Source organism: Roseibium sp. AS2 (assembly GCF_038900065.1).
GTDB lineage: Bacteria > Pseudomonadota > Alphaproteobacteria > Rhizobiales > Stappiaceae > Roseibium.
Window position 1 is genome coordinate 45,318 of record NZ_JBBMQN010000001.1, and the last position, 13,406, is coordinate 58,723.

The following is a 13,406-nucleotide window of genomic DNA, read 5'->3' on the forward strand; positions in this document are numbered from 1 at the left end:
TCTCCGGTTTGGTGCAGGCAGGGGCCGGATGGTCCGGCCCCTCGTCTCTGGCGTCAGGACACGCCGGGTTTGCCGACTTCCATCAACAGCTTTTCGGTCCTGGCTTCCTCGATCCGGTTGTGGAGCTTGGTCACCTCGTCGCGGTCACGCAGCGTTTTCGTCAGTGTCACCGACGTGTGCACAAGCATGATCGCGGCCATGGTGTAGAACCCCTTGGCCGAGAAACTGGCTTCGAGATTGTAGATCCCGATGGCCATCATGCCGGCAGCAACGGCGAAGCTCACGATCGTGAACAGGGTCCAGTTGTTCGAATGTTTGATCTGCTCTTCCTGCATGGTATCTGACCTTTCCTTGTGTGAGTTATTTTTTCATTTCAACAGCTTGAGTGGAGGTTGCCCGCAGGCGCTCAAGAACGGCATCGGCGGAACTGGAAGCCGGAGAACCGCATCCGGCGTCGGCCAGGCGTTCGATCAGATCCCCGGGCCGGTCGATGACCGAGAGGGCCGCGAGCGCCTGATCGGCAAGGACGCCGCGTTCCTGTCTGGTGTTGATGCGCTCCAGCGTTTCTTCCGCCTGGTACAGGGGCGCCGGGTCAGCCGTCGCGGATCCGGCCGCGCTGATGCGGGCCCGCACATGGGCGACATTGCGGCCACGTTCGAGATCCCGCAGACGCGCTTCTGTCCGGTGCAGGTTTTGCCTCAAGGCCGCGAGATCGGGTTCGGAACTGCGGACCGAGCGGTCGAGCGCCTCCCGCTCGTCTTCAAGAACCGCGATCGCCTCCGCCCCTTCCCGGGCAAACCCGTCCCGGCCCTGAACGAGCGCAGTTCGGGTCCGGTCCTCGAGGTCCAGCAGAGTCCGGTCGATCCGGTTCCTGCGGTTCCGGTCCTGTTGGTGCTGGGCGGAAGCAAGCGCCAGTGCGAGCCGGGCCTGACGCACCGCGCCTCCTGCTTCCCGCAACTGGCCCGACAGGAGTGCGAGATCGGTACGCGCCTCCAGCCCGCCGTCGCCTTCCGCGAAGAGGCCCTTGAATGTGGATACAAATCTGTTGATCATGCGTCCTCCAGAAAAATGAACAGCGTTCACTATTTGACAAAGCCACATTTGACCGGCATGGTCAAGAAAAAAGTGAACACTGTTCAATTTCAAAAAAGGAACAGGTTAATGCCGGGCCTGCAGAAGACGAAAAGCGAGGAAACCCGGCGGCGCGTGCTTGAGGCCGCGGCGACCGTCATGACGGAGAACGGGATAGATGCGGTCCAGATCCGGGAAGTCGCCTCCAGGGCCGGCTGTTCCGTAGGCTCTGTCTACAAGCATTTTTCGGACCGGGACGAGCTGATCATCGCCGTGAATTCGCGGACACTCTCGAAGATCCGGACGGCATTGACCGAAGCGAGCGCGGGGATCTGCGATCCCCTGACCCGTCTCAAGGTTCTTGCGCGGACATATCTGGACTATGCGGCGGCGGATACGAATGCCTGGCGCGGCCTGTTCGCGCACCAGTTGCCGGACCGGCGTGAAATGCCGGAAGAACACCAGCTGGAAAACATTCGTCTGTTGTCCCTGATTGCCGATGCGCTCGCAGAACTTGCGCCGGGCCTGGACGAGGCTGGCCTCGCCGTGCGGACACGCACCTGCTTCGGGGCCATGCACGGCCTCGTTTCCATCGCTCTGGAAGGGCGTTTCGTTGCCCTGGAGGACGAACAGCTTCACTCGGAGATGGATTTCGTCGTCGAACGGCTGTGTTCATGACCCGGCATCATCGGCGCCCCGCGCCGTCCTGTCCCGCGGCCTCCGCCTTGCGCAGCTCCGCATACTCCGCGTAGCCCCGGTAGAGAGGACGGACCGTCAGGTCGGTCCCCGTCTTTTGCGCCAGATTCTGCAGTTCGGCTTCCAGCTCCGCCCGCGGGGTCACGTGGAAGGACTTCAGCCAGGCGAAGAGCAGATTGCGAAACCAGCCGGGAAGGCCCTCCTGCTGGCCGAAATCGACCACGTGGATGCAACCGCCGTCCTTGAGGCGGGCCGCGCCTGCGGCCAGCGCCTCGCGCCAGATCGGGATCATGGAGAGCGTGTAGGAATAAAACACCCGGTCGAAGGCAGGGACACCCAGACGCTCGGTTGCCGCCGGATTGGCGGCGTCGCCCTCGATCAAAGTGATCCGGTCGCTCAAGCGGGCCTTGTCGATGTTGGTTCGCGCCGTCTCGAGCATTTGCCGGGATATGTCGAGGCCGTAGAAACGGGCGTCCGGATACCGTCTGGCGGCAGCGATCAGGTTGCGGCCGGTACCACAGCCCAGTTCCAGGACCGCGCCGCCGTCGGGCGGCTGCAACTCGTCGATCAGGAGATCCCGGCCGAGCAGATAGTATTTGCGGGTCAGGTCGTAAAAGTGGCGCTGGCGGCGATAGACCCCGTCCATCAGCCGGGCGGTTTCGGCAGCTTCTCTCATCCTGGTATCCGCTTGTCGCCTGCTGTCAGCCGTTGAAGACATAAAGGTGGAAACCGCCATAGATGGAGGAGCGGTCCTGCCGGCCGAGTTCCAGGCTTTCTGCTTCCTCGTAGGTCCAGAGATCGAGAATTTCGTCGGCGACGCGGCCCGGCAGCAGGGTCGGTTCGGCGGCCGTGCGGAAGACGACACGGGCGCCGGGGCGCGCGGTCCGGGTGATCTCGCTCCACAGCGCGTTGAGCTGGTGATCGGTCATCCAGTCCTGGGCATCGAGCAGCACATAGGCGTCGAGCGTGTCGTCGGCCACCGACTGCAAGTGCTCGGTGAAGTTCCGGTTGAGCACGCGGACGCGCCCGGCGCGTTCGCGGATGTCCTCGAAATGCGCCCGCTTCAGGTACGGCGGCAACGGGCCGGATTCTCCGGTGGACCCACCTGTCCCATCCCCGCCGGGCGCATAGCCGCGCCCGAAGGCCTGCCAGGCGAAATAATTGTCCTTCATGGAGAAGTCGCAGGCCAGTTTTTCCAGCCGCTGGCGCAGCACCGCCGACATGTCGCCCTCCGCATTGGCGGAGACCAGCGCGTCATATTGCGCGGGCGGAATGCCGAGGCCATAGAGCGACATCTTCTTGGAGGTTGCCCAGCGCACGAGCCGCTTGTCGAACAGGGGGGCCAGCGCCGTATCGAAGAAGGTGCGCTGCTCCTCGAGCGAGCCGGCCTTGACCATGTGCTTCGGGTCGATGCCGTAGAGCCGGGCAATCAGATGGCCGGCGCCGATGCAATACCCCAACAAGCCGTGGTGATAGAGGTCGCGGGAAAACAGCGTGATGCGTTTGCGGCCCCAGTTGGCGACATCGCGGCCTTCCCAGTAGGCCACCGTTTCCGCATCGAGATCGTCCTTCAGGAAGCGCTCATAGGCGGCCACATTGGCCTTTTCGTCGGCTTCGCCGAAAAACCGGTAGAAGGTCTCGTAGTTCGGGAAGTTCCTGGCCGCCGCCAGTTTCAGCCGGCCCAGCGCCACATGGGCCCGGTTCAGGTCCACGGCAGTGATTTCGGCCGGGTTGGCGGTCAGATAGGACATCACGTTGCAGCCGCCGGATGCGATGGCAATCATCCGGGATTGCGGTGTCAGGCGCAGCGCCTTCATGTCGACGTCCGGATCTTCCCAGATCTGCGGATAGACGAGACCCTTGAAGGCGAATGTGAAGAGCCGCTCCAGAATACCTTCACGAGAGGCTGCCTCGGAGCGGTGAACCGCATTTTTCAAGCGTTTTTTCGAAGCCGTCAGCGTGCTCTGAGCCATCATGTTCTCCCGTGTCACCTGCGCGAATAAACTGCCTTCCGATACGTGAGTGACACGACAGTTTGGTGACGTTCCGGGGGAAATGCGTCTTTATCCGGATAATAAATCGGTCGATGAACCGGAGCTCAAGACCGCCGGAAAACCTGCGGTTCGTCCTCCCGGTCTGCAGTTCGTCTTCCCGGAGGGGCGCGGTGAAGATCCGGAACCGCTGAGCCGGACTCTGTCGAACTGATATAGGCATCCCGGCAAGGGCTTGCGGCTGCCCGATCCCGGCGCGCGTTCCGCTTGGCCGGCATTGTTTGTCTCATCATGCGTCATGATGGGGTTGGTCTGCCGGAGCGCGGTTGGGACAAGAGGAACCCTGCCGCTTACGCCTCTCTCCCCCCTTGCGGGGGAGAGGGTCAACAAGCGGCCCTGCCGAAATTCCGACGAAGGTCCCGCTGACCCTTGTCGGCCCCATCAGGAAAACAGAGTTGGTGACACCCCAAGGGGAAGGACGTATCCGGCCTGACGCCCCCGCCGGAGCGGGGGCGTCAGGCCGGTCCATGGCCGTAGGCGCCCCGCCTTAGCGGGTGATCACCACGAAGTCGGTGCCGAGGCCGGTGTTGCGCTTGAAGCTGCGGTCGGTGACCGTCAGGGACGTGCCCGGGGTCAGCATCCTGGAGACTTCCAGGGCAACCGCCTCCGGCATCTCGATCCGGTCGAGGACATCAGCCGGTGCGCCGCCGCGTTCGCCTTCGGCGGAAACGGCGATCCAGTCGACGGCATTGTCGCCCTGCTGGAAATCAAGTGCGGTGAAGACATGGGTGCCGATGTCCCGGTGCATGTCGTTGATGGTGACCGGCGCGGAATAGATGTCGCGGAACTTGCGGCGGATGCGCAGCACCGCGTTCTGCGGCTCCTCGTAGCCGGCATCCGCGTGGATGCGGGCCTCCAGAGCGTCGGTCATCCTGCCGGTTACCGGCAGATCGGCGCCTTCCTGATAGAGGCTGATCGCGGCGCGGGTCTTGCGGCCGGCGACACCGTCGACCGGGCCCGCGTTGAAGCCCATCTGGTTGAGCAGGCGCTGCTGCACCTTCACCCGGTTCGGTGCCTGCTGCGGCGTGATGATCATGCGCAGCGGCTGGTCGAAATGAGGATTTTCCAGAAGCACGTTCGGCACATTGGATTGCAGCGCGGCCTCATGGATCGCACCGCGCAGCGCCGCGTCGGCGGCTATGGTCTCGCGGGACAGGCTGGCGACTTCGGTCTCGGGCGCATAGGGCTGCGGCAACACCGCGTGGCGCACACCGACCGGGGCGGTTCCGTCCCTGGTGATGACCACATGCATGCCGCGGTCCGTCATGCCGTAGAGCGACTTGGCGAAGTCGCGCGGCAGGCGGATGCAGCCGTGGGAGGCCGGCCTGCCAGGCAGCTTGCCGACATGCAGGGCGATGCCCGACCAGGTCAACCGCTGCATGAACGGCATCGGCGCATTGTTGTAGAGATTGGAAAAGTGCTTGCGGCGCTTTTCCAGAATGGAGAAGACCCCTGTCGGGGTGCTGTGGCCACGCATGCCGGAGGAGATCGGTGAGGTCTCGATCAGATCGGTACCACGAAAAACCTTGATCTGCTGTTCGTTCAGCGAGATCAGCATATGAAGTGGCGATTCAGTCGCCGGAATTTCCGCAGCCTCCGCCCCGCTGTCGCGGGCAACGGCCCCAGACAGAGTGGTGAACGACAAAACGGCAGCTCCGGCGAGACCCAGCAGCGAGCGCCTGCTATTAAAACTTACTGACAACATCCTTGAGCTCCCCTACGCAAAAACCCATAAAGCTCTCTTCAAACTCTAGACAATACCTATGTAAATCCGGTTAGGAAACACGGTTACCCATTGGTTTCCTTCATCGTTTCACCGAGAAATCGCACATTACCCAGCTTTCGGCTGTTATTCACATCACATTTTGTCCAGTTGGGCACCTGCCGATGCGTTGACCTGAGCGCGGCACGTTCCCGTTTCACGGATATCTCAGCCTCTCAGGCTGTCCTGAAACAGAACCGCCTCGCCGCGCGACGGCGTCGCCAGCTCCCCTTCCCACATGACCTGCTGTCCCCTGACGAGGGTCCCGACCGGCCAGCCCGTGACCTCCTTGCCGTCATAGGGGCTCCAGCCGCATTTGGAGGCGATCCACTCGTTGCGGATGGTCTGCTTGCGCTTCAGGTCGACCACGGTGAAATCGGCATCGTAGCCGACCGCGATCCGGCCCTTTCTGGCGGTCTGGAACAGGCGCGCCGGCCCGGCGCTGGTCATGTCGACGAAGCGCGCCAGGGAGAGCCGGCCGGCATTGACGTGGTCGAGCATGACCGGCACCAGCGTCTGCACACCGGTCATGCCGGAGGGCGAGGCCGGATACGGTTTCCGCTTTTCCTCCAGAAGATGCGGCGCATGATCGGAACCGAAGATATCGAGGATGCCCTGCTGAAGCCCCCACCAGAGCCGCTCGGAATGGCGCGGAGCGCGCACCGGCGGGTTCATCTGAACCAGGGTGCCGAGCCGTTGATAGGCCTCGTCGGTCAGGGTCAGGTGATGCGGGGTCACCTCGATGGAGGCGACATCCTTGTGATCGATCAGGAAGTCGACTTCCTCGGCGGTCGACAGATGCAGGATGTGGATCTTGGCGCCGGTTTCCCGGGCAATTCCAACCAGCCGCTGCGTGCACTGAAGCGCCGCGATCTCGTCGCGCCAGACCGGATGGGACCGCGGGTCGCCCTCGATCCGTTCGCCCATACGCTCACGCAACCTGAATTCATCCTCGGAATGAAACGCCGCCCGGCGGCGGGTGGCGGACAGGATCTCGCGCACGCCCTGGTCGTCCTCAACCAGAAGATCACCGGTGGACGAGCCCATGAACACCTTGATCCCGGCGGCGGCCGGCAGCCGTTCCAGCTCCGGAATGTCCTTGACGTTATCGCGCGTGCCGCCGACCCAGAAGGCGAAGTCGCAATGCATGCGGTGATGGCCGCGCCTGACCTTGTCGGCGAGCGCTGCCTCGGAGGTGGTCAGCGGATTGGTGTTCGGCATTTCGAAGACGGCGGTCACCCCGCCCATCGCAGCTGCGCGCGAACCCGATTCCAGATCTTCCTTGTGGTCGAGCCCCGGCTCGCGGAAATGCACCTGCGTGTCCATGACGCCGGGCAGCACATGAAGCCCGGTACAATCGATCACTTCGCCTGCCTGCGAGGCATCGAAAGCGCCGATTTCGGCGATCCTTCCGTCCCGGACGGCAACGTCCCGCAGTCCCTCGCCGTCCTGGTTGACAACGGTTCCGCCTTTCAGGATCAGGTCATAGGTCGCGCTCATGGGGCACCTCCGGCTCAATTTGCAATCAGGTCGTGTCGGTTTCGATGGGCTTATACGCGGCCCCGCCGCAAAGAACCAGATGCCACAGCGGTTTCGAAGCCTTGTCCGCGCTCCCCGGAAAGCCTATGTCGCTGTCAGGAAACCCGTCCGTGCGATCACCGAGCAAGGAGCTCCCCGTGCCGTCACCGTCCTTCGCCCACCTGACCGACCGTGCGCTGATCCGCGCCGGCGGACCCGAGGCTCAACACTTTCTGCAGAACCTGGTGACGGCTGATATCGACGGGCTTGAACCCGGTGGTGCGACGGCGGCGGCCCTGCTGACACCACAGGGCAAGATCCTGTTCGATTTCCTGGTCTACAAGGTGGACGGCGGCTATCTGCTGGACGCGCCGGCCGTTGCTGCGCCGGACCTGCTGAAGCGGCTGACATTCTACCGGCTCAGGGCCAAGGTCGAACTGGAGATGTGTGAAGATGGCATCGGTGTTGTTGCCGTCTGGGGCGGCCCCATGGCGGCGGCGAGCGGGCCCCTGACATCCGTCACCGATCCGCGCCTTGATGCCATGGGTCAGCGTCTGACGGGTGCGGTGGCCGACCTGGCGGCCATCCTTGGAGGCGAAGACGCCGGACTTGCCGCCTATCACGCCCACAGGATCCGCCTCGGCGTTCCGGAAGGTCTTTGCGACTACGACTATTCGGACATCTTCCCCCATGACGCCGATCTCGACCAGCTTGGCGGTGTCTCTTTTGCCAAGGGCTGCTATGTCGGCCAGGAAGTGGTCTCGCGCGTCCACCACCGCGGCACCGCGCGCAAGCGCTTCGTGCAGGTCGAAGGCGCGGCGGCCCTCCCAGCCAAAGGCACGGACATCACGGCCGGCGGCAAGTCGGTCGGTGTCCTCGGGTCGTCGGCGCCCGGCGGCGACACTTTCGCCGGACTTGCGCTCGTCCGCCTTGACAAGGTCGCGCTGGCCAAGGAAAACGGCACCCTTCTTGACTGCGGTGGCGTGGAGATCCAGGTCAGGCTGCCCGACTGGGCCGGCTTCAGCTGGCCGGAGACCGGCACCGCGGACTAAAACCGAAAGCCGTTCGAGGTCCGATGCCCGCCGCCCGTTCCGACCAGCCGCCCCGTGCCTGGCAGCGCATGTTGTCCGGAAGACGCCTCAACCTGCTGGACCCCTCGCCGCTTGATGTCGAGCTCACCGACATCGCCCACGGGCTTGCACGGGTGGCGCGCTGGAACGGCCAGACCTTCGGCGATCATGCCTTCTCGGTCGCCGAACACTCCATGATCGTGGAAGACATCGCCTTGATGCTGAAGCCTGACCTGCCGCCGCACTGGCGCCTGGCGGTGCTGCTGCACGACGCGCCCGAATATGTCATCGGCGACATGATCTCGCCATTCAAGGCGGTGATCGGCGAAGCCTACAAGGCGGTGGAGTCCCGCCTCCAGGGCGCGATCCATCTGCGCTTCGGCCTGCCCGCGGAAATCCCCCTGAGCGTCAAGAAACTGGCCAAGCGCGCGGACATCATCTGCGCCTATTTCGAGGCGGTCGAGCTGGCCGGTTTCGAGGACGGGGAAGCGGCGCGGATCTTCGGACGGCCCCGCGGCTTTCCCCTCAACAGCGACGGCAAGCTGCGCTACGGACTGGAGCCCTTGCCGGTCAAGATCGCCCAGAAAAAGTTCATGGAGCGCTTCGAGCTGATCGACACGCTGCGCGAAACGGGGAACAAACGGAAAAGCCCGCATGGAAACGGGTGACCTCAGCCGCAAACAGTCCTAGTTTACCTTCAGAGATATAACCCGGTCCTGTCATGCTGCACGTCTGTTCCCTGTCCAAACTGCCCGAGACGGTCGCCGCCACCGGCGCAAGATCCCTGGTCACGCTGATCAATGCGGAAATGAGCGTGCCGACACCGCAGGGCATCCCGCCGGACCGGCATCTGTTCCTGGCCTTCAACGACATTGTCGACCCGGTTGCCGGACTCGTTCCGGCCAGTGAACAGCATGTGGTGGCGTTTCTGGACTTCATCGCCTCCTGGGACCGGCAGGCGCCCCTGGTGATCCACTGCTGGGCGGGCATCAGCCGCTCCACGGCCGGCGCCTATGTTGCCGCCTGCGCGCTGAACCCGGCTGCGGACGAGTACCGGCTCGCGGCGCTGTTGCGGGAACGCGCGCCGTCCGCGACGCCGAATGGCCGCATCGTCGCCATGGGAGACAAGCTGCTTGGCCGCGAGGGACGCATGATTGATGCGGTGCGCGGCATCGGCCGCGGCGCCAATGCCTTTGAAGGCACCCCCTTCGTCATGCCCATCGACTGACCGGAGCCGCCATGCCCCACCGGCAAGCCAGTATCGAAATCGGATTGAACGCCGTCGTCGTGTCGGTTGCCGAAGGCCTGCCGCAGATCGTTCATGTGAATGACGCCGGAGAGACGGCGCTGGACAGCCTGCCCTTCGGTCCGTTCGATCCGATCCGGCACCGCACGTTTGAAATCGGCCTGCGCACATGGGTGGAGAACCAGACTGCCCTGCGGCTCGGCTACGTGGAACAGCTCTATACGTTCGGAGACCGCGGACGGCACAGGGTCACGGGAGACGAAGGCCCGCATGTGGTCTCTGTCGGCTATCTGGCGCTCACCCGGCAGACTGCGGGCTCGGAAAGCATGCTTGCCCGGCACAACTCGGCCTGGCGCTCCTGGTACGACTATTTCCCCTGGGAAGACTGGCGGGCCGGCCGGCCCGGCGTTCTGGACCGGGACATCCTGCCCGCGCTCGACGCCTGGGCCAAGGAACCGCCCCCGGACGGAGAACCGCCCCGGGCGCTCAGCCGGCGGGAGCGCATCCACCTGGCGTTCGGAACCGGCGCCACCGGCTGGGACGAGGAACGGGCCCTTGAGCGATACGAGCTGCTCTACGAGGCGGGCCTGGGGGCGGAAGCGCGCACAGACGGAAGGCGCGCGGCGCTGGAGCGCGGTGCGCTGCCGGCGCTCGGTGCGCCGATGCGGTTCGATCACCGCCGCGTTCTGGCGACCGCGATTTCCCGCCTCAGGGGCAAACTGAAATACCGGCCGGTGATCTTCGAACTGATGCCGGAAGCCTTCACCCTGACGGAGTTGCAGACCTCGGTCGAGGCGATCTCCGGGCGCCATCTGCACAAGCAGAATTTCCGCCGTCTGGTGGAAAACGCCGATCTCGTCGAACCGACCGGTGCAACCTCCACCGCCACCGGCGGCCGCCCGGCGGCGCTGTTCCGCTTCCGCCATCAGCTGATGAGCGAACGGCCCGCTCCCGGACTGCGGGTCGGCGGCCGCTGAGCCGCCCGGCTATCCGCATGGCCCTGAAATTGCACCCGACACCTTCGCACTATTAACCATTACGGGGCGTATTTCGGCGAAACCGGCCGCGAAATTCCGCGATTTTGTCCCGCATTAACGCTCTTTCAAGGTTAAGCGCACATCTTGAATTCCTGCGTCGCTGTTCACACGACGTTAGCACTGATCACCCGGCGTATTCGGGATGATGTGTACCGAGTTGGAGTTGGCTGCGTATGTCTGGCCCTATGTCCCGCAATAAAAAGCGGTTTTCTTCTAGCATGTCTCCGAAATACGGCCCGGTCCGCGCGCGCAGGCGCCGGATGCGCAATCTTCTGATTGCCTGTCCGCTCGCCTGGTTCGGTCTCGGCGGAACCGCAGGCAACCAGGATATCTTCGCTCTCGTCAATGCGCGCGACCATGAGACGCCGCGCTGGATGATGGCGCTCGAGCCGGCGAACTACACCTCGAAACTGGCCCCCAACCTGGCTCTCGGGTCGACACCGGTTCCGGATCATACCAGTGCTCCGGTGCTCACGCTGACGTCCGCGGACAAGGACTTCGAGACCAGGGCTGTCGTCGGACTGGCGGATGTCGCGACGAGCTCGCGCCCGACCGTCATTCCGGACGAGATTGCCACCAACAAGGGCGCCAAGGGCGACCGCCGGATCACGATGGCTCCGGACCGGCACATGGTCGACCGCGCCTCCGGCAACCTTTACCTGATGACGAGCCTGATCTCCACGGAGAAGAAGCACGAAGACCTGCCCCGTGTCGCCTTCGTCAAGGCGCAGCCGCTCGATGCCAAGGAAACAAGGCGCCTTGCCAGGGCCGGCAGGGACGGCCTGCTGGAAGGCGGTCCGATCGACCTTCAGAAAGTGATGATGGCGCGCAATGCCGCTGCCGCCAGCTTCTCGCTCGTGTCGGCCTATGCGCCGGACAGCGTCAGGGAAACCAAGGAGCCCTTCGACGCACTCTTCGGCGCGGCCAAATACGAACAGGAACTGCCGCCGCCGGAGGATCCAGACAACCCGCACTGGTGGGCCCAGAAGCCTCTGCCCCTGTCGGTCGGCGAGAAGAAGGAACAGCGCTGCCTGGCGGAAGCGATCTATTTCGAGGCCCGCGGCGAAACCGAGGACGGCCAGGAGGCCGTGGCCCAGGTGGTCCTGAACCGGGTCAAGAACCCGGCCTATCCGGACACCATCTGCGGTGTCGTCTACCAGAACCGCCACAAGCGCAACCGCTGCCAGTTCTCCTTTGCCTGCGACGGCATCAAGGATCGGATCGCCAGCCCGGTGGCCTGGAAGACCGCCCAGAAGCTGGCCAGGGAAGTCCTTGACGGCAAGCGCTATTCCAAGATGGTCGACGCCTCGACCCATTACCACGCGACCTATGTCAATCCGCGGTGGGCCAAATCCATGGCCAAACGCGGCCAGGTCGGCCTGCACATCTTCTACAAGACCTACGCGGGCGGCTGGAACTAGGTGACGTTTGCGGCCCTCACCCGGCCGCAAACGTGTCCTTGAACGCGTCGCGCAGAAGGTTCTTCTGCACCTTGCCCATGGTGTTGCGCGGCAGGCTGTCGACGATGACGAGCTTTCTGGGATGCTTGAAGCGGGCCAGCGAGGCGCCCGCCACCTGAAGGATCTGCTCCGGATCGGGTGTTTCTCCCGGCCTTGGAACGATGACGCCCAGCACGGTTTCACCAAAATCGGCATGGGGCACGCCAATCACGGCGCTTTCCAGGACGCCGGGCTGTTCATCCAGCAGGAGTTCGATCTCCTTGGGATAGATGTTGTAGCCGCCGGATATGATCAGGTCCTTGTTGCGGCCGACGATCTGGACATAGCCGTCCTCGTCGATCCTGCCGAGATCCCCGGTGATGAAGAAGCCATTGTCGCGTAATTCGGCTGCCGTTTTCTCCGGCATCTGCCAGTAACCCTTGAACACGTTCGGACCGCGGACCTCGATCTGGCCGATGTCGCCATGCGGCAGCTCCAGAGCCGTATCGGGATCGGTGATGATCAGCTCGACACCGGGAAGCGGCGGGCCCACGGTCCCGGCCTTGCGTTCGCCGTCATAGGGGTTGGACGTGTTCATGTTGGTTTCGGTCATGCCGTAGCGCTCCAGGATGCGGTGACCGGTGCGGTCTTCGAAATCCTTGTGGGTTTCGGCCAGAAGGGGCGCACTGCCCGACACGAACAGGCGCATGTGCCCGGTCAGCTCGCGGTTGAAACGCTCGTCCCCCAAGAGCCTGGTGTAGAAGGTCGGCACGCCCATCATCGCCGTGGCCTTCGGCAACAGGTCGATGACCGCGTCCTGGTCGAATTTCGGCAGGAAGATCATCGACCCGCCGGCGATCAGGGTCACGTTGGTGGCCACGAACAGCCCGTGGGTGTGGAAGATCGGCAGGGCATGCAGCAGGACGTCTTCGGCGGTGAACCGCCAGAGATCTGCCAGCGTCGCCGCGTTCGACAGCAGGTTGTCCTGGGTCAGCATCGCGCCTTTGGACCGTCCCGTCGTACCGGAAGTATAAAGAAAGGCTGCGAGATCATCCGCTGACCGTTCCACGGTCGGATAGTGCGCCGGCATGGCGGCGGACCGGTCGCTCAAGGAGCCGGAGCCGTCGGCATTCAACGTTTCGACACCCGCACCGAGACGATCGGCGACCGGCTGCAGAAGTGTCTTGCTGCCGTCATCGCAAATGACGATCCGGGCGCCGCTGTTGTCGATGAAATAATCCAGTTCATCAACGGTATAGGCCGTGTTGAGCGGCAGAAACACGATGCCTGCCTGAACGCATGCCGCGTAGAGCGCAAGGGCTTCCGCGGATTTGTGCACCTGAACGGCGACACGGTCGCCCGGCTTCAGACCACCTTCGGTCAGGACATGCGCGAACCTGGCCGCCTGTTCCAGAAAGGCGGCGTGGGTCAGAACGGTGCCATCCCTGAAAAGCAGGAAGGGCGTCTGTTTGCCCGCGTGCTTTCCGAACAGCTGGTCGTAGAGTGGATTGGTCAT

At 63.8% G+C, this 13,406-nt stretch carries 13 protein-coding genes; 6 read left to right on the plus strand and 7 right to left on the minus strand.

What is annotated here, in order from left to right:
- Positions 1–53: 53 nt before the first annotated feature.
- Positions 54–335: a YiaA/YiaB family inner membrane protein gene (locus WNZ15_RS00200; RefSeq protein WP_342890909.1), complete on the minus strand. Its 282-nt coding sequence runs from the start codon at positions 333–335 to the stop codon at positions 54–56.
- A gap of 25 nt (positions 336–360) precedes the next feature.
- Complete coding sequence (locus tag WNZ15_RS00205) at positions 361–1,053, minus strand: PspA/IM30 family protein (RefSeq protein WP_342890910.1); 693 nt, start codon at positions 1,051–1,053, stop codon at positions 361–363.
- A gap of 108 nt (positions 1,054–1,161) precedes the next feature.
- On the opposite strand from WNZ15_RS00205, the gene WNZ15_RS00210 reads away from it, so the two are divergent.
- Complete coding sequence (locus WNZ15_RS00210; RefSeq protein ID WP_342890911.1) at positions 1,162–1,749, plus strand: TetR/AcrR family transcriptional regulator; 588 nt, start codon at positions 1,162–1,164, stop codon at positions 1,747–1,749.
- Positions 1,750–1,756: 7 nt separating this feature from the next.
- Here WNZ15_RS00210 and WNZ15_RS00215 read toward each other — a convergent pair whose 3' ends face one another.
- The 4 genes from WNZ15_RS00215 to WNZ15_RS00230 form a co-directional block, all read right to left on the minus strand.
- A complete protein-coding gene (locus WNZ15_RS00215) occupies positions 1,757–2,443 on the minus strand; it encodes a class I SAM-dependent methyltransferase (protein WP_342890912.1) in 687 nt (228 codons plus the stop codon).
- A gap of 25 nt (positions 2,444–2,468) precedes the next feature.
- A complete protein-coding gene (locus tag WNZ15_RS00220; protein ID WP_342890913.1) occupies positions 2,469–3,740 on the minus strand; it encodes a DUF3419 family protein in 1,272 nt (423 codons plus the stop codon).
- 565 nt (positions 3,741–4,305) lie between these two features.
- Entirely contained in the window at positions 4,306–5,523 is a 1,218-nt protein-coding gene (locus WNZ15_RS00225; protein ID WP_342890914.1) for a L,D-transpeptidase, read from the minus strand.
- 225 nt (positions 5,524–5,748) lie between these two features.
- Entirely contained in the window at positions 5,749–7,080 is a 1,332-nt protein-coding gene (locus tag WNZ15_RS00230; RefSeq protein WP_342890915.1) for a dihydroorotase, read from the minus strand.
- Between the two features lie 176 nt (positions 7,081–7,256).
- Between WNZ15_RS00230 and WNZ15_RS00235 the strand changes: the two genes are divergently transcribed.
- From WNZ15_RS00235 to WNZ15_RS00255, 5 genes are all read left to right on the plus strand, one after another.
- On the plus strand, positions 7,257–8,150 hold the full coding sequence (locus tag WNZ15_RS00235) for a folate-binding protein YgfZ (RefSeq protein ID WP_342890916.1): 894 nt from the start codon (positions 7,257–7,259) through the stop codon (positions 8,148–8,150).
- Between the two features lie 23 nt (positions 8,151–8,173).
- Complete coding sequence (locus WNZ15_RS00240; RefSeq protein WP_342890917.1) at positions 8,174–8,836, plus strand: HD family hydrolase; 663 nt, start codon at positions 8,174–8,176, stop codon at positions 8,834–8,836.
- A gap of 53 nt (positions 8,837–8,889) precedes the next feature.
- Positions 8,890–9,396 (plus strand): protein-tyrosine phosphatase family protein, encoded by a 507-nt coding sequence (locus WNZ15_RS00245; RefSeq protein WP_342890918.1) that lies wholly within the window; start codon positions 8,890–8,892, stop codon positions 9,394–9,396.
- Between the two features lie 11 nt (positions 9,397–9,407).
- Positions 9,408–10,391 (plus strand): NAD regulator, encoded by a 984-nt coding sequence (locus tag WNZ15_RS00250; protein ID WP_342890919.1) that lies wholly within the window; start codon positions 9,408–9,410, stop codon positions 10,389–10,391.
- 320 nt (positions 10,392–10,711) lie between these two features.
- Complete coding sequence (locus WNZ15_RS00255; RefSeq protein WP_342890920.1) at positions 10,712–11,872, plus strand: cell wall hydrolase; 1,161 nt, start codon at positions 10,712–10,714, stop codon at positions 11,870–11,872.
- 16 nt (positions 11,873–11,888) lie between these two features.
- Here the strand turns inward: WNZ15_RS00255 and WNZ15_RS00260 are convergent, their stop codons facing one another.
- Positions 11,889–13,406 (minus strand): malonyl-CoA synthase, encoded by a 1,518-nt coding sequence (locus WNZ15_RS00260; RefSeq protein ID WP_342890921.1) that lies wholly within the window; start codon positions 13,404–13,406, stop codon positions 11,889–11,891.

Coding starts and splice junctions, on each gene's coding strand:
- WNZ15_RS00200 (WP_342890909.1), bottom strand. CDS start 335: ATGCAGGAAGAGCAGATCAAACATTCGAACAACTGGACCCTGTTCACG.
- WNZ15_RS00245 (WP_342890918.1), top strand. CDS start 8,890: ATGCTGCACGTCTGTTCCCTGTCCAAACTGCCCGAGACGGTCGCCGCC.
- WNZ15_RS00250 (WP_342890919.1), top strand. CDS start 9,408: ATGCCCCACCGGCAAGCCAGTATCGAAATCGGATTGAACGCCGTCGTC.
- WNZ15_RS00225 (WP_342890914.1), bottom strand. CDS start 5,523: ATGTTGTCAGTAAGTTTTAATAGCAGGCGCTCGCTGCTGGGTCTCGCC.
- WNZ15_RS00230 (WP_342890915.1), bottom strand. CDS start 7,080: ATGAGCGCGACCTATGACCTGATCCTGAAAGGCGGAACCGTTGTCAAC.
- WNZ15_RS00240 (WP_342890917.1), top strand. CDS start 8,174: ATGCCCGCCGCCCGTTCCGACCAGCCGCCCCGTGCCTGGCAGCGCATG.
- WNZ15_RS00260 (WP_342890921.1), bottom strand. CDS start 13,406: ATGACCAATCCACTCTACGACCAGCTGTTCGGAAAGCACGCGGGCAAA.
- WNZ15_RS00205 (WP_342890910.1), bottom strand. CDS start 1,053: ATGATCAACAGATTTGTATCCACATTCAAGGGCCTCTTCGCGGAAGGC.
- WNZ15_RS00220 (WP_342890913.1), bottom strand. CDS start 3,740: ATGGCTCAGAGCACGCTGACGGCTTCGAAAAAACGCTTGAAAAATGCG.
- WNZ15_RS00215 (WP_342890912.1), bottom strand. CDS start 2,443: ATGAGAGAAGCTGCCGAAACCGCCCGGCTGATGGACGGGGTCTATCGC.
- WNZ15_RS00255 (WP_342890920.1), top strand. CDS start 10,712: ATGCGCAATCTTCTGATTGCCTGTCCGCTCGCCTGGTTCGGTCTCGGC.
- WNZ15_RS00210 (WP_342890911.1), top strand. CDS start 1,162: ATGCCGGGCCTGCAGAAGACGAAAAGCGAGGAAACCCGGCGGCGCGTG.